The organism is Pseudonocardia charpentierae, assembly GCF_031845345.1.
Classification (GTDB): domain Bacteria; phylum Actinomycetota; class Actinomycetes; order Mycobacteriales; family Pseudonocardiaceae; genus Pseudonocardia; species Pseudonocardia charpentierae.
In genome coordinates this window covers 80888-101165 of sequence record NZ_JAVREJ010000003.1, presented here as the reverse complement: position 1 = coordinate 101165, position 20278 = coordinate 80888, and the positions used below count along the sequence as shown (strand labels likewise).

18 protein-coding genes and 2 pseudogenes are annotated in these 20278 nt (G+C 72.9%); 6 read left to right on the top strand and 14 right to left on the bottom strand.

The features are described from left to right. Positions 1-73: 73 nt before the first annotated feature. Positions 74-871 carry an isocitrate lyase/PEP mutase family protein gene (locus tag RM445_RS05910; RefSeq protein WP_311555029.1) on the top strand — a complete coding sequence of 266 codons (798 nt, stop codon included), beginning with the start codon at positions 74-76 and terminating at the stop codon, positions 869-871. Positions 872-1102: 231 nt separating this feature from the next. Here RM445_RS05910 and RM445_RS05905 read toward each other — a convergent pair whose 3' ends face one another. Next, complete coding sequence (locus tag RM445_RS05905) at positions 1103-1777, bottom strand: DUF4386 domain-containing protein (protein WP_311555028.1); 675 nt, start codon at positions 1775-1777, stop codon at positions 1103-1105. Positions 1778-1829: 52 nt separating this feature from the next. Between RM445_RS05905 and RM445_RS05900 the strand changes: the two genes are divergently transcribed. Further along, positions 1830-2315 (top strand): MarR family winged helix-turn-helix transcriptional regulator, encoded by a 486-nt coding sequence (locus RM445_RS05900; RefSeq protein ID WP_311555027.1) that lies wholly within the window; start codon positions 1830-1832, stop codon positions 2313-2315. A 6-nt stretch (positions 2316-2321) separates the two neighbouring features. On the opposite strand, the gene RM445_RS05895 is transcribed toward RM445_RS05900, so the two are convergent. From RM445_RS05895 to RM445_RS05870, 7 genes and pseudogenes are all read right to left on the bottom strand, one after another. Then, positions 2322-3164, bottom strand: coding sequence for an alpha/beta fold hydrolase (locus RM445_RS05895; RefSeq protein WP_311555026.1), 843 nt, complete (start codon positions 3162-3164; stop codon positions 2322-2324). A 100-nt stretch (positions 3165-3264) separates the two neighbouring features. Next, positions 3265-4245 (bottom strand): alpha/beta hydrolase fold domain-containing protein, encoded by a 981-nt coding sequence (locus RM445_RS05890; protein WP_311555025.1) that lies wholly within the window; start codon positions 4243-4245, stop codon positions 3265-3267. A gap of 40 nt (positions 4246-4285) precedes the next feature. Beyond that, the gene (locus RM445_RS05885; protein WP_311555024.1) at positions 4286-5530 is read right to left on the bottom strand and encodes an FAD-dependent oxidoreductase; all 1245 of its coding nucleotides are present in this window, start codon (positions 5528-5530) and stop codon (positions 4286-4288) included. Continuing rightward, positions 5527-5802, bottom strand: coding sequence for a hypothetical protein (locus RM445_RS05880; RefSeq protein WP_311555023.1), 276 nt, complete (start codon positions 5800-5802; stop codon positions 5527-5529). Before RM445_RS05880 ends, RM445_RS05885 begins: the two co-directional genes overlap by 4 nt. Before the next feature lie 59 nt (positions 5803-5861). After that, positions 5862-6680: pseudogene (locus tag RM445_RS32280) on the bottom strand (MFS transporter); the annotation flags it as partial. A 44-nt stretch (positions 6681-6724) separates the two neighbouring features. After that, a complete protein-coding gene (locus tag RM445_RS05875; protein ID WP_311555022.1) occupies positions 6725-7681 on the bottom strand; it encodes a hypothetical protein in 957 nt (318 codons plus the stop codon). Positions 7682-7764: 83 nt separating this feature from the next. Then, positions 7765-9732 carry an acyl-CoA thioesterase/BAAT N-terminal domain-containing protein gene (locus RM445_RS05870; RefSeq protein ID WP_311555021.1) on the bottom strand — a complete coding sequence of 656 codons (1968 nt, stop codon included), beginning with the start codon at positions 9730-9732 and terminating at the stop codon, positions 7765-7767. 68 nt (positions 9733-9800) lie between these two features. Between RM445_RS05870 and RM445_RS05865 the strand changes: the two genes are divergently transcribed. Next, the gene (locus RM445_RS05865) at positions 9801-12644 is read left to right on the top strand and encodes an AfsR/SARP family transcriptional regulator (RefSeq protein WP_311555020.1); all 2844 of its coding nucleotides are present in this window, start codon (positions 9801-9803) and stop codon (positions 12642-12644) included. A gap of 21 nt (positions 12645-12665) precedes the next feature. Beyond that, positions 12666-13418, top strand: coding sequence for a DinB family protein (locus RM445_RS05860; RefSeq protein ID WP_311555019.1), 753 nt, complete (start codon positions 12666-12668; stop codon positions 13416-13418). Here RM445_RS05860 and RM445_RS05855 read toward each other — a convergent pair. From RM445_RS05855 to RM445_RS05835, 5 genes and pseudogenes are all read right to left on the bottom strand, one after another. Then, complete coding sequence (locus RM445_RS05855; protein ID WP_311555018.1) at positions 13382-13810, bottom strand: VOC family protein; 429 nt, start codon at positions 13808-13810, stop codon at positions 13382-13384. The two genes, RM445_RS05860 and RM445_RS05855, sit on opposite strands and share 37 nt — an antisense overlap. 23 nt (positions 13811-13833) lie before the next feature. Continuing rightward, positions 13834-14118 (bottom strand): three-helix bundle dimerization domain-containing protein, encoded by a 285-nt coding sequence (locus tag RM445_RS05850; RefSeq protein WP_311555017.1) that lies wholly within the window; start codon positions 14116-14118, stop codon positions 13834-13836. 115 nt (positions 14119-14233) lie between these two features. Beyond that, positions 14234-15853, bottom strand: a pseudogene (locus tag RM445_RS05845) (bifunctional metallophosphatase/5'-nucleotidase). 369 nt (positions 15854-16222) lie between these two features. Next, the gene (locus tag RM445_RS05840) at positions 16223-16651 is read right to left on the bottom strand and encodes a pyridoxamine 5'-phosphate oxidase family protein (RefSeq protein ID WP_311555016.1); all 429 of its coding nucleotides are present in this window, start codon (positions 16649-16651) and stop codon (positions 16223-16225) included. Then, positions 16648-17484, bottom strand: a complete 837-nt coding sequence (locus tag RM445_RS05835; RefSeq protein WP_311555015.1) for an NmrA family NAD(P)-binding protein — start codon at positions 17482-17484, stop codon at positions 16648-16650. Before RM445_RS05835 ends, RM445_RS05840 begins: the two co-directional genes overlap by 4 nt. 82 nt (positions 17485-17566) lie before the next feature. On the opposite strand from RM445_RS05835, the gene RM445_RS05830 reads away from it, so the two are divergent. Beyond that, positions 17567-18532, top strand: coding sequence for an AraC family transcriptional regulator (locus RM445_RS05830; protein ID WP_311555014.1), 966 nt, complete (start codon positions 17567-17569; stop codon positions 18530-18532). Here RM445_RS05830 and RM445_RS05825 read toward each other — a convergent pair. Beyond that, positions 18495-18953, bottom strand: coding sequence for a MarR family winged helix-turn-helix transcriptional regulator (locus tag RM445_RS05825; protein WP_311555013.1), 459 nt, complete (start codon positions 18951-18953; stop codon positions 18495-18497). The two genes, RM445_RS05830 and RM445_RS05825, sit on opposite strands and share 38 nt — an antisense overlap. An 82-nt stretch (positions 18954-19035) precedes the next feature. Here RM445_RS05825 and RM445_RS05820 point away from each other — a divergent pair, with 82 nt between their 5' ends. Next, positions 19036-20277, top strand: coding sequence for an FAD-dependent monooxygenase (locus RM445_RS05820; RefSeq protein WP_311555011.1), 1242 nt, complete (start codon positions 19036-19038; stop codon positions 20275-20277). Position 20278: the final 1 nt, after the last annotated feature.

Sequence of the window (20278 nt, the reverse complement as noted above, 5' to 3'; positions counted from 1 at the left end):
CGTGCAACGTGTCGTTCCCCGCTCGCCGTGTCAACCCGGGACGTAGCGTCGACCCCATGAAGGCGGTGCCGCGATGAACCACGGATCCCGACCCACCACGAGCTTCCGCGACCTGCACCACGGCGACAGCCCGCTGCTGCTGCCGAACGCCTGGGATGTGGCGTCGGCAGTGGCGTTCGCCGAGGCGGGATTCCCGGCCGTCGGCACGACGAGCTTCGGGATCGGCGCAGCTGCCGGGCACGCCGACGGAGCGCGGGCCAGCCGGGACGCGACGGCTGCGCTCGTGCGCGCACTCGCCGCGCTGCCTGCGTACGTGTCGGCCGACATCGAGGACGGTTATGCCGACGACCCCGACGACGTCGCCGCGTACGTCGCGGACCTTGACGTCGCGGGGATCAACATCGAGGACAGCACCGACGAGTCACTGGTCGACCCCGCGGCCCACGCGGACAAGATCGCGGCGATCAAGCAGCGGTGCCCCGGCGTGTTCGTCAACGCCAGGATCGACAACTACTGGCTCGGCCGGCAGGCGACCGTCGACGCGGTACTTCACCGCGCCGAGGCCTACACGGCAGCGGGCGCCGATGGGATCTTCGTCCCCGGGGCCGCCGAACCGTCCGAGCTGCGAGCTCTCGCCGCGGCCATCCCCGTGCCGGTCAACACGCTGGTCGTCCCTGACCTGCCGCTCACGAAGCTCGCCGAGCTCGGCATCCGTCGGGTCAGCACCGGCTCGCTCCCCTACCGGGCCGCGCTCGACGCCGCGGTCGGGGTCGCCACCGCGGTGCGCGACGGCGACGCGCCGGTCACCGCCACCCCGTACAAGGACGCTCAGCAGCGTCTCGTCCGCTTCGCCCGACGATCCACCCGGTGACGGACCGGCCGTCGTCGCCATCACCACGGGTGAGCTGATCGTGCGGGCACTATCGGAGCTGATCGGGGCCCTTTTCGTCCCGCACGATCAATGCGCTCGCCGGCGAGCTGATCGTGCGGGGGCTGTCCGGCCTCGTAGGCCCCCATTCGACCCCGGACGATCAACACGATCGCGGTTGAGCCGACCGCGCCGCTGCGGCCGACCGGCCGCCCGCTCGATCTCAGACACGCTCTAGCGGCGGGGCCGGTCGATCGGCAGCAGGACCGACGTCCCGACCAGCCAGATCAGGCCACCGAAACGACCGACGGGCAGGAGCGGGTAGAGCACGGGCGTCAGCAGCGACAGCACCCCGAGCATCCCGAGGGCGGCGATCACCAGGCCGGCCCACGCCCAGGCCCGCGGCAGCACCCCGAGAATCAGGCCGGGCACCGCGACACCGGCCATCAGCAGTGCGAAGAACGGGGTGAACCCGGGCCCGCCGGCGGCGAAGGCGAGCGTGGACAGCGCACGCAGGATCTCCGGGGTCACGACCGGCGCGGTGGTCGCGGCGGTCCACGAGACCAGCCCGGAGAACGCCAGCGACGCGCTGGCCAGAACCCCGCCGGCGAAGGCGATGGCCGAGCCGGGTGCGGTGACCCCGAGCCGGCGCAGGCGCCGGTACGCCGTGGCGCTCCAGATCGCCAGGGGTACCGACGCCCCCACGACGGCAGCCGCGAGGACGGTGGCGGCGGTCTGGTTCTCGATCAGCACCTGCGCCAGCTCGGCCGGTGTGTCGTCGGGCCGGCCCAGGCCGATACCGAGGGCGAGCCCGACGAGGGTGAGTGCGGCGTAGGGCAGGGCGAGGGCCAGCAGGGGCGGTCCTCCCTGGAGACGACGACGAGTCGTCTCGCTCTGTATATCGTTCATCTTTGTAACGATCCTCGTTGAGGAACCGTGCGTCAAGCGATACTGTTCGTCCATGAGAGGCGACGGGCCGCCGGCCGCGGGCAGCGCGTTCCTCCTGACCCAGCTCGGCACGTATGCCGCCCAGGAGTTCGCGACGCGGGTCGCCGAGCTCGACCTGACTCCCCCGCAGGCCGGTCTCCTCCGCGCGATCGCACTCGAGCCGGGACGCAGCCAACAGGCACTCGCCCGGCATCTCGGCACTCCTGCGACGCGCCTCGTCGCCCTGGTCGACGGCCTGGAGCAGCGCGGACTGGTCGAGCGCCGCCGCAACCCCGACGACCGCCGGCTCTACGCCGTCCACCTCACCGACGCCGGCCACGCGTTCATGAAGAAGCTCGGGCGCGTGGCCCGCGAGCACGACGACGCGCTGCTCGACGGGCTCGACGCCGACGAGCGCGCGCAGCTACGGACGCTGTTGACCCGGGTCGCGGAGGCCCGCAAGCTGGTGGCCGGGGTGCACCCCGGCTACCGCACGCTGGGCGAGGCCGACACCTGCTGATCCGGATCAGCGCCGCAGGAACTCCAGCAGAGCCGCGTTGACCTCGTCGGGGTGCGTCCATCCGATGTTGTGCGGTCCGTCCGCGACCTCCACGACAGTGAGGTCGGCGATGAGCTTCTCGTCGCGGAGACGGCCTGCGGTCGCTTCGAACGGCAGGATGCGGTCCGCCGTGCCGTGCACGACCAGCGTGGGCACGTCGATCCTGGGCAGGTCACCGCGGAAGTCGGTCAGCCACGAGTCGACGCAGGCGTAGGTGGCGTACGGCCCCGCTCCGGCCGCGACCTGGAAGCTCGCGCGCAGGGCGGCGTCGCCGATGCGCTCCGGGGCGAGGACGTCGGTGTTGTAGAAGTTGGCGAAGAAGTCGTCGAAGTAGGCGTAGCGATCGGCCACGATCGCCGACTTGATGCCCTCGAACACCTCGCCGGGGACACCCTGGGGGTTGTCGTCGGTCTTCAGCAGGAACGGCGGGATCACCCCGAACAGCGCGGCCTTGCTCACCCCGGCGGATCCGTAGGCGCCGAGGTAGCGGGTCACCTCCCCGGTTCCCATCGAGAACCCGGCGAGGACGACGTCCTCGGTCAGCGCGAGGTGGTCGAGCAGCGCCTTGAGATCGGCGGCGAAGGTGTCGTAGTCGTAGCCGATGGTCGGCTGGCTCGACAGGCCGAAGCCGCGCCTGTCGTAGCTGATGCAGCGGTAGCCCGCCTCGAGCAGCACGCGCTCCTGGCGCTCCCACGAGTTGCCGTCGAGCGGGTAGCCGTGGATGAGCACGATCGGCCGGCCGGACCCGTGGTCGTTGAAGTGGATCCGGATGTCCTGGCCGTTCTCTTCCCCGACGGTCACGAAGGGCATGGCGATCCTTACGGTGAGGTGGCGTGACGCCACTCCTGCTCGCGGCGTCCACCAAGCCTGGCCCAACAGATCGCCTCCGTCCACCAGGCCACGTCCGGGCTCACGTCCGCGTGACGTCGAGGCGGCGGGCGAGCCACTCACCCGCCGCGTCGAGCGCCTCCTGCGCCTCGGGATACACACCCACGCCGAGCTGGAAGAAGTGCTGCATCTCGGGCCAGATCTCGAGGCGGACCCGCGTACCGCCCACCCCCGCCGAGCGGGTGACGGTGACCGAGTCGTCGAGAAGCACCTCGTCGCCGCCGACCTGGACGAAGAGCGACGGGCAGGCAGCGGCCAGCCGCGACGGACCGGCCAGGGCGGGCGAGGCGGCGACATCGGCCGGATCGTGGCCGGCCAGGTACTGCGCGGCCATCCGCAGCAGGCTGGATCTGCTGCATTCCAGGTCGACGTCCGCCCGGCGGTCGAAGCTCGCTCCCGAGCAGGTCAGGTCGGCCCACGGCGACATCAGATAGGCGGCCGCCGGCCGCGGCAGATCGCGGCGATGCAGCTCGAGGAGTGTGGACAGCACCAGACCGCCTCCGGACGACTCGCCCGCGAGAGCGATGCCGGTGGCCGGGAACCGTTGCTCGAGCAACCAGTCGTAGCCGTCGACGGCGGCGTTCACGTCGGCCGGGAACGGGTGTTCCGGGGCGAGCGGGTAGTCCAGCGCCAGTACCCGCACTCCCGCAGCGAGGGCGAGATGCCCGGCGAAGCGGCGCCGCGCCGCCACCGACGTGATCACGTGCCCGCCGCCGAAGAGGTACAGCAGCGCGCGGTCCGCAGGTGCAGCGGGCGGCACGGCCCAGAGGCCACGCACCGGATGAGCTGCGGTGAACTCGACGCCGTCGGGCGGGACCTGCGCGTCGGCCGCGAGGTCGATGCGCACCCGATCCTGCACCGCGGAGTAGGACACGCCGGGCGGGATCGTCGTCATGTCCTCGGCGTGCTCGCCCGCCGCGCGCTGCTCCGCGAGCGGCAGCTCCGCCATCGGCGGGGCGGATCGCAGCAGCTCGGCGAACTTCTCGGCTTCCGGACTCGCCATTGCCACTCCCCTGACTCGTCGTCGACGACCTGTGCCCCTGTCAGGGCAGGCGGGCGTCCTGTCTCTGCAGCTCCGCGCGAACGTCACCGGCGGAGGGCGGGCACCCGGAGTGCACGTGGGCCGCGGCGGCGACACCGGCGGCATGACCGGTGGCCAACGCCGTGCCCATGACCCGCAGTGATCCTCCGGCCAGCCGGTCGCCGTCGGCCAGCCGTCCTGCGGCGTACAGGTTCGGGATGTCCTCGCTCATCAGGCACCGCAGCGGGATGTCGTAGGTCCCGCGGTCGGCCACCGGTAGCCAGGTGCTCGCCCCGCCGGGCCTGTCGTGGTACTCCATCGCCCACGAACCGCGGGCGACGGCGTCGTCGTGGCGCGCACCGCGAGCCACGTCGTCGGCGCTGAGGCGGTAGCGCGCGTTGACGTGCCGCGACTCGCGGGTGCCCAGCACGGGCCCGGACTGGGCCAGGTACGCGTTCTCCCAGCCGGGCATCGTCCGCAGCACGGTGACGTAGTCCCAGGCCTTCGCACGCGCCCGGATCTCGGCCCGCGACACGCTCCCGGCGTCGAGCGCGTCGTACTGTTCGTCGACGAGCAGCAGCCCGACCTCACCCGACAGCGGGAGCCGGATCATCACGCTGTCGTCCTTGTCGAGATGCGTCGAGCCCTGTCGCCTGGCCGAGGCCACCGCGGCCCTGAGATCGTCGTGCGACAGGGTCAGGTCGCGCGGTACGCCGCCGATGCGGAGGCCGAGCGTGCCGACCTGGATGTGGCCGTCGTTGCCGTAGCGCCACGACGCGCCTGCCGACGAGGTGAGGTCGCCGTCACCGCTGGCGTCGACCCAGGTCCCGGCTTCGACGACGGTGGATCCGCCGTGCCCGTGCAGCGTCGCCGACCTGAGCCCGCTCCCGTCACGCTCGGCGGCGACGACGCTCGTGTGGAACAGCACGTCGACACCGGCCCGCCCGGCGACCAGGTCGAGGACCCGTTTGACCGCCTCCGGGTCGTACACCGCCACCACACCGCGGAAGCGCACCTTCTCCACCACGGCGTCCAGGCTCCGCAGCCCCGACAGCAGCTGCTCCCCGACGCCGAACACCACCTGCTCGCTGTCGGCCTCCGTGTAGAGGCCGCACAGCGCGCTCACGCCCTTCATGGTCGCCGCACCGCCGAGGCAGCCGTACGACTCGACGAGCACCGTCCGCGCCCCGGCCTGCGCGGCGCCGACCGCAGCGGCCGTGCCGGCACACCCGCCGCCGACGACGGCCACGTCGTAACGCGTGCTCACGGTCCGGTCCGTGGTGACTGCGCGCCCGCCGTACGCCGCCGTTGACGGCTGAGGACGGCCGGAGCCACGGCCGCGAGGACGGCGAGGACCAGCAGCGGCAGCATCGGATCGATTCCCGCGATGAAGGATCCGCCGCTGACGCCCACGACCTCGCCGAGGACGAGCAGCGCGGCGTTGTTGCCCAGGACGGTGCCCTGCCGGTCGGTCGGCGCCGCCGCCGACAGCAGTGCGCCGACAGCTGACAGGCTGACGGCCAGCAGCAGGCTCGCCACGGAGGCCAGGGTGATCGCGGCGGCGAGCGCACCGGGCAACCCGAGCGCGGACGCATCGCCACCCGCCCGGCCAACCGTGGCAGGAGGACCAGGTTCCCGATACCGGCGGCGACGGACAGGGCGGCGTAGCACGTGGTGACCGGGCCGACCGACAGGTCCCACTCGTCGACGAGGTAGATCGTGATGACGCGCCAGAACCCCATCGCCGCGACGTAGGTCAGGAAGCTGCCGAGGTAGACGCGGCGCAGGGCGTCGTCGGTGACCACCTGCGAGAGGCCCGACAGAGCCCGCAGCAGGGGGGCCGCCGGGCTACGGTCGGAACTCGGCAGCGTCTCGGCGAACCGCAGGTACAGCCAGGCCAGGACGGCGATCAGGACGACGAGGACGATCCAGAACGGCAGGGCGTACCCGAGGTGCTCTGCGATGAGCCCGCCCGCGAGCGGGCCGACGGTGTAGGACACGCTGGTCGTCGCGTAGACGTACCCGAGGTATCGCGGTCGCTGGTCGCCCGTCGTCACGTCGGCGATCGCACTCATCGTCAGGGCGATCGTCGCCTCGACCAGGCCGCACAGCAGCAGGAACGGCGCCAGGAGCACGAGGTTGCGCAGCGTCAGCGCGCTCGCGATGCCCACGTAGCAGGCGATGGTGGCCGCGGTCGAGACGAGGACGACCGGACGTCGGCCGGAACGGTCGGACAGCGCGCCGAGCACCGGATTGCCGACGAACTGCCCGAGCGGGTAGAGCATCAGCAGCAGCCCGATGACGGTCGTACGCGTGGCCAGGCCGGCGTCGGGCGGGAGGTAGCCGTCGGCCGGGCGCATCAGCATCGGGACGAACAGGGTCGCCATCATCGCGTAGCCGAGGTAGCTCGCCGCCACCGTCGGGAAGAGCGGCGCGATCCGACGGCCCGCCGCCTCGACGCTCACGAGGTGTGTCCTGGCGTGGCGGGAGGGCTCGCCACCTCGTGCGGTGCCCGCGGCCGCGACGCGATGATCTGGGCGATGCCGATCCCGAGGACGACGGCGGTGAGGAGTCGCTCGGTGCGGGGCAGCTCGTCGAAGTAGGCGTAGATCTGGGTCGCGAAGGCGAAGACCTGCGCACCGAGGGGCAGGATGACCGCCGGCCACCCGACGGGCTCGAAGCCCGACAGGAAGTCGGTGGTCCGGCGCCAGGCCGCGACGGCGATCGCGACGCTGCCGGCGCTCCAGAGGAAGTCGTACGGCCCTTCATGGTACGTCGCGGAGATGGCTCCCACCGCGTACACCGCATCGACCAGCGTCATGCAGAGCAGCCCCACCCCGAGCCACCACCAGCCCGCGTCGACGCGCCAGGACATCAGCGGGACGGCCCCCAGGAGGGCGCCGATGAGGACCAGGTCGCCGAACGGGTAGCTCAGCGCCACGATCTGCCCGAACGGGTCGCTCGGAGCCTCGCGGAGAACGGGTTCGAGGACCAGGGCCACCATCGGCGTGGCCACGATCAGGACGACGACCAACCCGTCCAACCAGCGGTGCAGCTCGAAGCGCGACACGCGGCTGCGGACGATGAGCACGATGCCGGCCATGAACAGCGGGTAGCTGGCCAGCCAGAACACCGACGCGGGGTTCGGGTACGGGATCGCGTCGGGCTCGACGCCCAGGTACAGGAGCCCCCAGAGCACCTCGCCGAGACCGAGGGAGAACAGCGCGGCGGCGATGCACAACCACGCCCGCCGGCCGCTCGCGTGACGCCCGGCCCCGACGGCACACATCGCCGCGGAGCCGAAGATCAGCGTGTCGTGCAGCCAGTCGTTCGCCAGCGGATGGGGACCTACCGCGAGCTCGTATGCCGCCTCGACGACCACGCCGGCGATCAGCAGGCCGAAGACGAGAACGGCCACCCGATCGATCGACGGCCTGCTACGGCGCGCTCCGTCCCCCGCCGTACCCGTGCCCCGTGGGCCCGTCTCCCGGGTCGCTCCGGTCACCGCACGACTGCACGATCCGGGACGAGCGCCGTCACGTCCGCCAGGAAGCGCGTGACCTCCGTGATCGCCGCGCGCTGCGCGACCGCCTGCCCCTCGCGCTCGCCGCCGAGGGCGATGCCGCCGGTCCACTGGGCGTCGGTCGGGAACGCACCGAGCCGGACGAGGTGCCCGGCTCCGGCGAACCGCACGTGCCGGTCGCGGCCGATGTCCGACGCCCGTCTGCCGAGGATCGCCTCGGCCATCGGCTCCCCCGGCCACACGGCGTCGTCTGTGCCTGTGAGCAGGAGCAACGGACGGTCGACCCGTTCCGCGGCGAGCGTCCCGGCCGTGCCGTGCGCGAGGCCGGCCGCATACGCGGCGCGAAGCCGCAGCAGCGTGGGGCGGTGTGCTGCGCGGTCGCGTCCGATGCGCCAGGCGTTGCGGACCAGCTGGCCCATCAGCTCGCCGCTCTGCACCGGGCGCCACGGCACCGGCCGGCCTGAATGGGTCCACGACGGGGTGTCGGGGATCTCCCCGTCCGCACCGATCGCCTGCCAGCTCGTGCTGCTCGGGCTGATCAGCACGAGGCCCCGACACGGCGCCTCCGGATCGGCGGTGAGCACCGCGAGCAGCCCCTCCGCGCCTCGGGAGACGCCCATCGCGGCGATCCGGCCGGCGTCGACGTCCGGCCGCCCGGCGAGCAGGTGCAGCGCGCCGGTGAACCGCTCCAGCGGAACCGAGGCGATCGCCGTGGCCGCCTCCGTCTCCGTCACCCAGCACGCGGCGAGCCCGGCGAATCCGTGTGCGGCCAGCAGCTCGGCGTTGCCCACCTGCGAGTCGAACCCGCCCTCCGAGCCGCCGAAGCAGGCGACCGCGGGCCACCCACCCGGCGGGGCGTCGCCGGGTGGCACCACGAGCAGACCTGACCGCCCGTCGACCTCGACGTGCTCGCGCCGTACGCCCTCCACCCCCGCGACCCGCTCGACGGTGCGCCGGACCGTGCCCCCGCCGTCGACGGACAGCTCGACGGTGACCCGCCACGGTGCCGGCGGCACGAACAGTTCGGGGGTGACGTCGGGCTCCGCGAAGCGCATCGCGCTGATCGGGGCATCCACCGACGCACGCAGCCAGTCGCCCGTGACGGGGTCGACCGCGGCGAGGTCGACCACGCCCGATGCGGGCGCGGCGAGCCGGGCATCCGATCGCCAGGCCCGCCCGAACAGGTCGTCGCCGGACGTCGCGACGGACACCGTCGCCCCCGCGGGCACGCCCCGCACGACCACGGGGAACGGCTCGTCGTGCCGGCTGGCCGCGGGCAGATCCAGGGCCAGCGTGCGGTCGGCGAGGTCGGGCGGGGCGGGTCGCTGCGCGGCAGGCCGCGGCGTCTCCTCGGCCTCCCGCTGCTCGACCAGCGCGGAGCGCTTCTCCAACCACGGCGGGAAGAGGCCGGACACCAGCCCGGCCAACGCGAGCAGCACGTAGGGGATCACCCAGTAGCACAGGATCGAGAGCAGGTCGTCGCTGTCGCGCAGCGTCGCGTCGCCGTCGACGAAGGGTGGGACCGCGGACGTCACCGTCATCGCGGCGAACACGGCGGTCCACAACACGGTCATGTTCCAGGTGATCCGGCCGAAGCCGTCGGTGCGGGCCGTGCGCTCGTCGACCGACGCCGCGGCGTACTCCCGCACGAACGGCCTGCCCACCAGCAGCCCGCCGAGCGCGACGAGGAAGATGCCCAGGTTGGACAGCGGCTGCATCCAGCGCTCCAGAACACCGTCGTCCACGACGAACGCCGCCAGGGCGAGCAGCGCGAACACCGCGAGGCTGCCCACCTCGAGGCTGCGCCACGGCCGGTGCCGCAACCGCTCGATCACCTGCACCGCGACCGCGACCGCGAACACGAGCACGGCGGCGAGCCGGAACGGCACGTTGCCGATCAACGCCCAGTACAGGACCCACGGAAGGAACCCGAGAACGAACCCCATGGCGCGATGGTCGGCACCAGCCCTCTCACGAGGCTCGAAATGGCAGGTCGGGCCCGTTACGGTGGGACATGCGGTTCCGCGACCTGGGCGTGTTGACGATCAGTGCCGCGGACGCCGACCGGGCGCCCGGAGGCCGCCGCCCCGCTTCCGTCCTCGCGGCCCTGCTCGTCGAGCTGAACCACCAGGTGTCCGCGGCGAGGCTCGTCGAAACCGTCTGGGGATCGCGCCCCCCGCACCGCGCCGCAGCGGTGCTCGAGTCCCACGTGTGGCGCCTGCGCCGTGTGCTGGAGCCCGGGCGGCCTGCCCGGAGCCGGCCCACCGTCCTGGTCACCGACCCCGGCGGCTACCGGCTGGTCGCCGATCCCGATGCGGTGGACTCGCGACGGCTGGAGGCAGCGGTCACGACGGCCCGCGCGGAACTGGCGGCCGGCCGCCCCGAGGTGTCGCTCGACGTGGCCGACACCGCATCGACGCTGTGGCGCGGCCGGCCCTACGCCGACCTCGACGACGAGTGGATCGGCCCGGTCCGCACCCGCCTGGAGGACCTGTGGTTCGCGCTGCGCGAGGTGCGGGTCGCCGCGCTGCTCGACACCGGGCGCCCCGAGCAGGCGTTGGCGGCGATCGGGCCGCTCGTCGCCGAGCAGCCCTACCGGGAGAAGCTGCACGCACACCGGATGGTCGCGCTCTACCGGTGCGGGCGGCAGAGCGCCGCACTGGACGCCTACCGGGAGACCCGGCTGCTGCTGCGGGACGAGCTCGGGATCGAGCCGGGGCCGGAACTGCGCGAGACCGAACGGCGGGTGCTGACCCACGACCCCGCGCTCGACGCACCGGCGTCCGCGGCGACTGCCGTGTCGGCAGGCGACGCGGCCGCGGCACCGGTTCCGGTACGGCTGTCGACGTTCGTCGGCCGCACGGACGAACGGGCCGACGTACGCAGGCGCCTCGGCGCCCACAGGCTCGTCTCGGTGGTCGGCGCGATGGGGTGCGGCAAGACGCGGCTGGCCGCGGAGGTGGCCGACGCGGCCGAGGCGGAGTTCCCGGACGGTGTGTTCTTCGTGCCCCTGGCCGCGGTCGAAGCCGGATCCGTCGCGGGTGTCGCGGCTGTGGTCGCCTCGGCGCTGCGCCTCGCCGTCCGGCCCGGCGCCGCGGCCCTGGAGACCCTGGGAGTGTTCGTCGCCGACCGCCACATGCTGCTCGTCCTCGACAACTGCGAGCACCTGCTGGAACCGGCGGCAGGCGTCACCGAGGCGCTCGTCCGTGCCGCTCCGTCGCTCGCCGTCCTGACCACCAGCCGCGAACCCCTCGGGGTCGACGGCGAGCAGATCGTGCGGATCGGGCCCCTGCCCGTCCCGTCCGACGATCCCCGTGACGTCGCGACGAACCCGTGCGCGCTGCTCTTCGCCGACCGCGTGCGCGCCTTCGACGCCGACTTCGCGCTGACGCCCGCGACGGCGCCTGCTGTCGCCCGGATCTGCGCGGCGGTCGACGGCATCCCCCTGGGTGTCGAGCTGGCCGCGGCCCGGCTGCGGGCGTTCACTCTCGACGACACCGCGGAGCTGCTCGCCCGGCGGCCCGCCGACCTGAGCCGGCCAGGACGGGGCGAGCCCCGGCACCGGACGCTCGCCGACGCCGTCGACTGGAGCCATCGCCTGCTCGACGCCGACGAGCAGGTGCTGCACCGCAGGCTCGGCGTGTTCGGCGGCGCGTTCTCCGCGACGGCCGCCGCCGCGGTGTGCGGCGGGCCGCCGTTGCGTCCCGGGGTGGTCGCCGACCTCCTCGCCTCGCTGGTGCACCGCTCGCTCCTCGACTCCGTCCCACCCGCCGTCCCGGGCGGCCGCTCCCGGTTCGTCCAGCTGGTCCCGGTGCGGGCCCATGCGGTCACGCAGCTCGCCGCGGTCGCCGAGGCGGACCCGCTGCGCGACACCCGCGACCGCTGGGCGGCCGCGCTCGTCGCGGGCAGGCCACGTATCGGGCACGCCGACCAGAGCGCCTGGTACGACGCCCTGGAGACCGACCACGACCAGGTCCGCGCGCTGCTGCGGGACGCGATCCGCACGACCGATCCCGGCGCCCGGTCGCGAGGCGCGGCCGCCGCGGCACGGCTCGCCACCTTCTGGCACAACCGCTCGCACATGGTCGAGGGACTGGCATGGCTGGCGGCCACCGAGGGCGTCGCCGACGCGGCCCCTCCGGTCGAGCGCGCCCTGCTGCACGCCGCTCACGGAACCGCGCTGGGGCTCACCCAGCAGATGCACCTGGCACGCCCGCACGTCGACGCCGCACTCCCGGTGCTCCGCGGGGTCGCCGAGGAACACCGCGCCGACGCGGGCCAGGCGATGGCCGAGCTCGCCTCAGCGGTGTGGGTCGGCGACGACTATGCACTCGCCGCCCGGCTCGCGGTGGCCGCGGCCGAGGTCGGTGCGGACGATTCCGACGTCGTGCTCGCCGCCCGAGCCGTGCAGGCCGCATCCGGGATCTTGCTGCGCACGCCCGACGCCGCGGACGACGCACGAACGGTGCTGTCCGACGCCACCTCGGCCGGGAACACCTTCGCGGCGTTCTTCTCCTCGATGGCCCTCGGCGTCGAGGCCCTGCTCACCGGCGATCCGGCCGCCGGCCTGCGCCTGTCCGCGCCGACGATGCGGCACTACCTGGCGATGGGCGGCCGCGAGGTCGGCGACCTCCTCGAACAGGAGGCCAACCACCACGCGCCGGCAGGCCAGTTCGTCGAGGCGGCGCGGTGCTACGGCGCGGCGGCCGCAGCGAGCCGCCGCTCCGGGCTGACCTTTCCGCGCCATCCGCACACGGTCGACCTGCTCGCCCTCACCCGCAGCCGGGTGGAACCCGAGGCGTTCGCCCGGGCATGGCTGGAGGGCGAGCAGACCCGGCCACCGCGGCGGGCCGGTTGAGCCGAGTGCGAGGCTCACGGCATGAGTGAGGTGTCGAGCGCGAGCCACTCCGGGCTGCACATCACCGCCGTGTCGCTGACCGACGCCCGGCTGGACAACACCACGGTCACCCGGGCGAGCTTCTGGCGGATCCGGGTGCGCGGCGCGTGGATCGACGAGGTTCAGATCGACGGCCAGGTCGGCGACCTGCGGATCAACGGCGTCGACGTCGGACCGCTGATCGAGGCCGAGCTCGACCGGCGCCATCCCCACCGCGCCACGATGCGCCCGGTCGACGTCGCCGGCTTCCGCGAAGCCTGGAACATCCTCGAGTCCCTGTGGGCCGGCACCGTGGAGCGCGCACGAGCCCTGCGACCCGAACTACAGCACGAGCGGGTCGACGGCGAGTGGTCGTTCATCCAGACCCTCCGGCACCTGGTCTTCGCCACCGACATCTGGGTGCGGCGGGCGATTCTCGGTGACCCGACACCGTGGCATCCCCTGAGCCTGCCCTTCGACGAGATGACGCCCGACCCCGCCGTCCCGTGGGACCGCGACGCCCGGCCGAGCCTGGACGAGGTGCTCGCCCTGCGCGCCGACCGCACGCAGACCGTCCGGCGGGTGATCGAGAGCCTCACCGCGGAGAAACTGGCGGGCACCACCGAGCCCGTCGACGGGCCGGAATACCCCGACGCCGGCAGCTACCCCGTCGCGGAATGCGTGGGAACGGTGCTGAACGAGGAGTGGGAACACCGCCTCTACGCGGAACGGAACCTCGACGTCCTCGGATGCTGAGTCGGAGCCGGTCCCAGTAGATCCCACCGGTTGCCGGCGACGTCGAGGAACACCGCCACCTGCCCGTAGGGCTCCGTCCGCGGGTCGGTCACGAAGGTCACCCCGGCCGACAGCATCCGTGCATGGGCCCGGGCGAAGTCGTCGACGTGCAGGAAGAAGCCAACCCGGCCCGCGGTCTGGTCGCCGACGGCCCGGGCCTGGTGCTCATCGGCGCGTGCGAGCAGGATTCCGGTCTGCGCGCCGGGTGGGCGGACCACGACCCAGCGCTTCGCCCGCCCGTCGTTCGTCAGCGACGGGGAGTCCTCGACCAGGTCGAAGCCGAGCGCGTCACAGAAGAACCGGATCGCGGGCTCGTACTCCTCGACGACAACGGCGACGAGCTGAAGATGCACGAGCCCAGACTGCCGTAGAGGCCTCAGCCGTGATCGTCGGTGTCGGCCGTGATCGTCGCGGCGCCGACCTGCCGGAGGCGGAGCGCCGATCGGACGTCCCGCTCGACGAGGACGCCGATGAATCCGTGCACGCGGGCCTCGGCGTACCCGGCGAGGGCGGTGTCGACCGCCGCGTCGACCCGCGCGATGTCGATCCCCGCAGCGGCGGCGTCGGTGCGCAGCACATCACGCACCTCCCGAACCTGAGCGGCCACAGCGTTCGCGGCCTCGACGGACGACGTCCTGGGGTGGTCGGACTCGCCGGTCACTACGCCTCCTCGGGCTCGGTCGTCGTCGGCCGGTCCACCGGGATCCTTCGATAGGCCACGGCGAGCCGGAGTGATCGTCGCGGCCGCAGTGACCACCGTCAATGCTGCTGGGTGGTCAGCCGACGGTGATCCGGTCGGTGGCCGGTGGCGCCGTGGGCCGGTTCGCGCCGAGGTAGGCGACGAACGCGTCCAGGTCGGGACCGCCGACGACGTCGTTGACCCCTTCCGTCAGCACCGAGAACCCGTCGCCGCCGCCCGCGAGGAAGCTGTTCACCGTGATCCGGTACGCGGCAGCGGGATCGACGGGGACACCAGCGACGACGATCCCGTCCACCTTGGTCCCCGCACACGGATCGCTCGCCGTACCCGGCGTTCCCGCCTACCGGACGGTGTAGCGCACGCCGGCCGAGGGCTGCAGCATCCGCTCGGTGACGAACTGCTGCTCGAGCAGACAGTCGAGCTGGGCACCGGTCAGGTCGAGCGTGGTCAGGTAGTTGCCGAACGGCTGGACGGTGAACGCCTCCTCGTACGTCACGGGCCCGGCGCCGAGGTCGGCCCGGACACCGCCCGGATTCATGAACGCCGCGACCGCGCCCTGCTCGTCGTCGGTCGCGCTCAGCTGGGCGTCGGCGATGAGGTTGCCCAGCGGCGTCTCCCCGGACGGCCCGGCGGCCCGGGTGACCGCCGCGCTGGTCTCCCCCACCTCCTCGGCGGCCACCGGCCCGAGCAGCGTCCGATAGCGCCCGATCAGCTCCTTCTGCGCGGCGTCGGGCGCCACGTCGTGGGCCACCACGATGTTGCGAGCCCGCGCGTCGACGACGTCACCACTCGCCGGGTCGATCCGCAGGTCGATGTCGGTGACCAGCCGCCCGAACGAGCTCGCGCTGGTGACGACCCGGCCGTCGAACACGCAGTTGTAGGCCTGGTGCGTGTGCCCGCTGACCACGACGTCGATCGCCTTCGAGAACCGGGGGACGATGTCGACGATCGGCCCGGCGAGGTTCGCGCATCCGTTGATGTCTTCGCCGCCGTTCTGGGCGCCGCCCTCGTGCAGCAGCACCACGATCGCCTGCACGCCCTGCTCCTGCAGCTCCGCGGCGTACCGGTTGGCCGTCTCGGCCTCGTCGCCGAACCCCAGCCTGCTGATCCCGGCCTGGGTCACGATGTCCGGGGTGCCCTCGAGCGTCATCCCGATGAAGCCGACGCGTACGCCCTGCACCTCGCGGACGGCGTACGGCGGCAACAGCGGCTGCCCGGTGGCCGTGACGAACGCGTTGGCCGACAGGTACTGGAACGCGGCACCGCCGTACGGACGCGCCGGGTCGGCGCACCCGTCCTGCGGATGACATCCGCCGTTCTGGATACGCAGCAGCTCGTCGGAGCCGTCGTCGAACTCGTGGTTGCCCACGCCGGCGAGGTCGAGCCCGGCGAGCCCGAGCGCCTCGGCCGTCGGCTCGTCGTGGAACGCCGCGGAGAGCAGCGGCGACGCCCCGATCAGGTCACCGGCTGCGACCGTGATCGTGTCCGGCCGCGCCGCCTCCTCGGCCAGCAGCCGCAGCTGGGTGGCGAGGAACTCCACACCGCCCGCCTCGACGCCGCCGATGCGAGCGCTGGACCCGCTCGGCGGCTCGAGATTCCCGTGGAAATCGTTCAGCGCGAGCAACTGCACCTCGACCGCAGGCGGAGCGTCGTCCCGCGTGGAGACGATCACTGCCGCCGTGACGACGGCGGCCATGACGAGGCCGCCCACGACCAGCAGCGTGCGGCGGGAAGGCATACGGGCCATGCCGCGATCCTGTCCCACCCCTCGCCCGTCAGGTGGACGAGGTCGGGCCCTATCGCCGGAGGAACAGCCGTGGCAGGCTCATCGGAGAGAGTCGACAGGAGGTGGCGAATGCCACGACGACTGCGACACCGGCTGCGACGGCATCGTGCCGGGGGCATGGTCTTCGCCCATCGCAACGAGCGACGCCTGCGGACCGGCCCGGAAGCCGTCCCCCCGGCAGAGCCGCCCGAGCTCCTGACCGGACGCCTGTTCTCCCTCGTCGACCGGCTCCGCCTCCGACGGCCCGGCTGAGCGGTCGCGCCTCGACCTGTGCTGCGCTCAGTACGCGTAGCGGTGCACGGCCTCCGGGTGGATGACGACGCGGACCTGGTCGTCGGCCAGGATCGCAGCCAGGTCGGCCGCCCGGACCGGGTCGTCGAGGTCCCAGTAGCGGGCGGCGAGGCGTGAGCACAGGTCGTGCGCGCCGTCGGTCTCCACCGTGGTGCGACCGGCGACCGACACCCAGCGCTCGCGCTCACCCACCGGGGCGGCGACGACGATCGAGACGCGGGGGTCGCGACGCAGACGCCGGATCTTCAGCGAGTCCGGAGCGGTGAAGAACTGGATCGTCCCGTCCGCGGTGGCCTCGAACCACACCGGCCGGGGCTGTGGCGGTTGCGGCCCCTGGGCCACGGTCAGGAACCCGTGCAGCGGGCGTCCGAGGAACTCGAGGTCGTCGGTGGTCAGCGTGCCGGTAGGGGTACTCATCGCTGCCACGCTCCCGCCGCCGCGACCCGCACGACGTAGTCCTCGAAGGTCCGGGGCGCACGGCCCAGCACGGCGGCGACGTCGCCGGTCGTCCCGGCGATCACCCCGCGTTCCATGATCACGAACATCTCGGCGACGTGGTGGGCGTCGTCCTCGCTCCACCCCTGGTCGACCAGCGCCGCGGTGTACTCGGCCGGCGAGACCTGCTTGTAGGTGATGGGCAGCCCAGACGCGCGGGAGATCAAGTCGACGGCCTCCGCGAAGGTCAGCGCACGCGGTCCGGTGAGCTCGTAGATCCGTCCGGTGTGCCGGCCGGGCTGGTCCAGCACCGCGGCCCCGACGTCGGCGACGTCGTCGATGTCGATGAACGGCTCCGGGACCTCCCCTGCCGGCAACGCCAGCTCGCCCGTGGCCAGCGGGGCGTGGAAAAGGTCTTCGTCGAAGTTCTGGTCGAAGTTCGACGACCGCAGCACCGTCCACTCCAGTGCCGAGCCGCGCACGGCGTCCTCGGCCGAGCGCATGTCCAGCCCGAACGTCGAGTCACCCCACAGGTCGGCGCCGCGCCCGGAGAGCAGGACGAGGCGCTGCACGCCGGCGGCGTCGGCCCGTGTCACGAACTCGTGCACCGGGCCGGGCACGGCCGGCGGCACGATGTAGACCGCGGTGACGTCCTGCAACGCCCGGTCCCACCCGGCAGGGTCGGCCCAGTCGAACGGGGTCGCGCTGGACCGGGAAGCCGCGCGCACCGGCGTGCCGCGCAGCCGCAACCGGGCCGCGACCCGCCGGCCGGTCTTCCCTGTGGCGCCGAGTACGAGGGTGGTGCTGCTGGTCATGATGCCGATTCTGGCGGCACCGCCTCGGACGATCCATGGGCAAGGAGCTGGATCGCCTGTGTATTCGTCTAACGTGGCGAGAGTGGACGCCTTCGGTGATCTGTTCCGTGGTGTACGAGCTCAGGGGTCGCTGTTCGGCAGTTCGACCCTGTCGGCCCCCTGGTCGTTGCTGTTCGTGGACGGCGCCCCGCTCACGTTGTGCACCGTGCTCGAGGGGTCCGGGTGGATCGTGCCGGAGGGCCGCGCGCCCGAGCACGTCGCCGCAGGCGACACGCTGATCGTCCGGGGTCCCGCGTCGTTCGCCTTCGTCGACGCGATCGGGACCGCAGCCGAACCGATCGAGTGCGGCGAGGAGTGCGCGACGCCCGAGCAGGGCGGCACCCTCCACCGGCTCGGCTGGAACGACTGCGGCCCCGGCATCCCCGCCGACGCGACGACGCTGATCGTCGGTGCCTACCCGGTCCGAGGCGAGATCGGCCGGCGGCTGCTCGATGCGGTGCCCGACGTCCTGCGCGTCGCGCCCGGCGGTACGACCGACGCCGTGCGGGACCTCCTGGCCGCCGAGGTCGCCGTCGACGCCCCGGGCCAGCAGGTCGTCCTCGACCGCCTGCTGGACTGGATGCTGGTGTGCACGCTGCGCGAGTGGTTCGACCGGCCCGGCGGCGAGCCACCGGCCTGGTACGCCGCGCACCGCGACCCGGTCGTGGGCCACGCCGTGGCGCTGCTGCACGCCGAGCCGGCGGCGCCATGGACGGTCTCCTCGCTGGCCGACCGGACCGGGGTGTCGCGGGCCACGCTGGCGAAACGGTTCGCCGAGCTGGTCGGCGAGCCGCCTCTGACCTACCTCACGCGCTGGCGCATGACCCTCGCGGCGGACCTGCTGGCCGAGCGCGAGACCGCCACTATCGGCGAGATCGCCCGCGCCGTGGGTTACTCCGACCCCTTCGGCTTCAGCGCGGCGTTCAAACGCATCCGCGGCGTGAACCCCAGCAAGTTCCGGCGCACCGAGATCAGCCTCGATCAGTCTGGACGGCCACCGGGCCGGTGATCGCCGCGGTGATGCGGTCGAGGAAGGTGCTGACGACGCGTTGCTCGTCCTCGGAGAGCGACCGGCCGACCTGGTCGATGGCCAGGATCGCGGGCAACCAGACAGCGAGGCTGGCTTCGCGGGCGGACGGCCGGGCGGCGACGATCACGCGACGTCGATCGGTGTGGTGACGAATGCGCTCCACGTGGCCTGCGGCTTCGAGGCGATCCACGAGAACCGTCGCCGAGGCCGACCGGATGCCCAGCCGGCGCGCCAGCTCGGCGGCACCCATCGGGCCGTGGACGTCGAGGAGGTCCAGCGCGACCATGTCGGTCGCGTTCATCCCGAGCTCGCGCGACATCCGGGCCGTGAGTTCCCGCGCGGCGTTCATCAGGGCTCGGACGCGCAACGTGGGCCCGCTGAGTTCGGGGACCTCGTCCACCGCTGTCACCCCTCCGTCGTCGACCGGCGCCTAGACCGTCTAGCAACTAGACTAGTGGAAGTACTTTGTCGAGGGGACTCCATTGCGCACTCCCACCGTCCTGATCTCCGGAGCGAGCATCGCCGGACCTGCACTGGCCTACTGGCTCAACACCCGGGGGTGGCGGACCACCGTCGTCGAACGCTTCGACGAGCTCCGCGACGACGGGCAGAACATCGACGTCCGGGGCGCCGGCCGCGAGGTGGCCCGCCGGATGGGCATCGAGGACGCCATCCGCGCCGCGTCGACCGGCGAGACGGGAACCGAGTTCGTCGACGCCGACGGCACTCCCGTGGCCCGCTTCGCGGCCGGTCGATCCGACTCCGGCGGAGCCACCGCCGAGCTGGAGATCCTGCGCGGCCAGCTGTCCCGCATCATCGTCGACCGCACCCGCGACGACACCGAGTACGTCTTCGGCGACCAGATCGTCGCCCTCGACGACGGCGACGACGGCGACGACGGGGTCACGGTCACCTTCGCCCACGGGCCGACCCGCACGTTCGACGTGGTGGTGGTCGCCGAGGGCCTGCGGTCCCGCACCCGGTCGCTGGTCTTCCCCGGTGTCGACGCCGTGCGCGAGCTCGGCCTCTACTGCGCCTACCTGACCATCCCCCGGACCGCCGACGACACCGATCTGTGGCGCTGGCACAGTGCCGCCCGCGGTCGCAGCCTCAGCCTGCGGCCGGACAACGTCGGCACCATCCGGGCCACGCTGACCTTCCTGTCCGACGTCCGTGGCCTCGACGAGCTCGACCACGACGCCGTGGTCACGATCCTGCGCCGCACGTTCGCCGACGTCGGCTGGGTCGCACCCCGTGTACTGAGCGCGCTCGACGACGCCCCGCTCTACTTCGACGCCGTCGGTCAGGCTCGCCTGCCGTCATGGAGCAGCGGGCGCGTGGCCCTGGTCGGGGACGCGGCCTACTGCTCCTCCCCCGTCAGCGGCATGAGCACGAGCCTCGCGCTGACGGGCGCCTACATCCTTGCGGGCGAGCTCGCCGCCCATCCGCACACCGCGGCGTTCGCCCGCTACGACGCCGTGGTGCGGCCCTACGTCGACCAGGCCCAGAAGCTGCCGCCGGGCACACCGCGGATCGCCAACCCGCGCAGCCGCGCCGGCGTCGGCGTCATGAACACCGTCCTGCGGATCGCCGCCAGCCCGGCCGCCGAGCGCCTGGGCGGCCTCAGGTCGAAGCTGTTCACGCCGCCCGCCGACGCCATCGACCTCCCGACCTACCCCACGCGGCCCTCGGTCTCACCGGCCCGTGCCGGCGGACAGCAGTAAC

Excerpts from the sequence above, each read along its gene's own strand:
- RM445_RS05860 (WP_311555019.1), top strand. The coding sequence starts at position 12,666 with ATGAGTGAGGTGTCGAGCGCGAGCCACTCCGGGCTGCACATCACCGCC.
- RM445_RS05905 (WP_311555028.1), bottom strand. The coding sequence starts at position 1,777 with ATGAACGATATACAGAGCGAGACGACTCGTCGTCGTCTCCAGGGAGGA.
- RM445_RS05865 (WP_311555020.1), top strand. The coding sequence starts at position 9,801 with ATGCGGTTCCGCGACCTGGGCGTGTTGACGATCAGTGCCGCGGACGCC.
- RM445_RS05900 (WP_311555027.1), top strand. The coding sequence starts at position 1,830 with ATGAGAGGCGACGGGCCGCCGGCCGCGGGCAGCGCGTTCCTCCTGACC.
- RM445_RS05870 (WP_311555021.1), bottom strand. The coding sequence starts at position 9,732 with ATGGGGTTCGTTCTCGGGTTCCTTCCGTGGGTCCTGTACTGGGCGTTG.
- RM445_RS05835 (WP_311555015.1), bottom strand. The coding sequence starts at position 17,484 with ATGACCAGCAGCACCACCCTCGTACTCGGCGCCACAGGGAAGACCGGC.
- RM445_RS05895 (WP_311555026.1), bottom strand. The coding sequence starts at position 3,164 with ATGCCCTTCGTGACCGTCGGGGAAGAGAACGGCCAGGACATCCGGATC.
- RM445_RS05910 (WP_311555029.1), top strand. The coding sequence starts at position 74 with ATGAACCACGGATCCCGACCCACCACGAGCTTCCGCGACCTGCACCAC.
- RM445_RS05840 (WP_311555016.1), bottom strand. The coding sequence starts at position 16,651 with ATGAGTACCCCTACCGGCACGCTGACCACCGACGACCTCGAGTTCCTC.
- RM445_RS05890 (WP_311555025.1), bottom strand. The coding sequence starts at position 4,245 with ATGGCGAGTCCGGAAGCCGAGAAGTTCGCCGAGCTGCTGCGATCCGCC.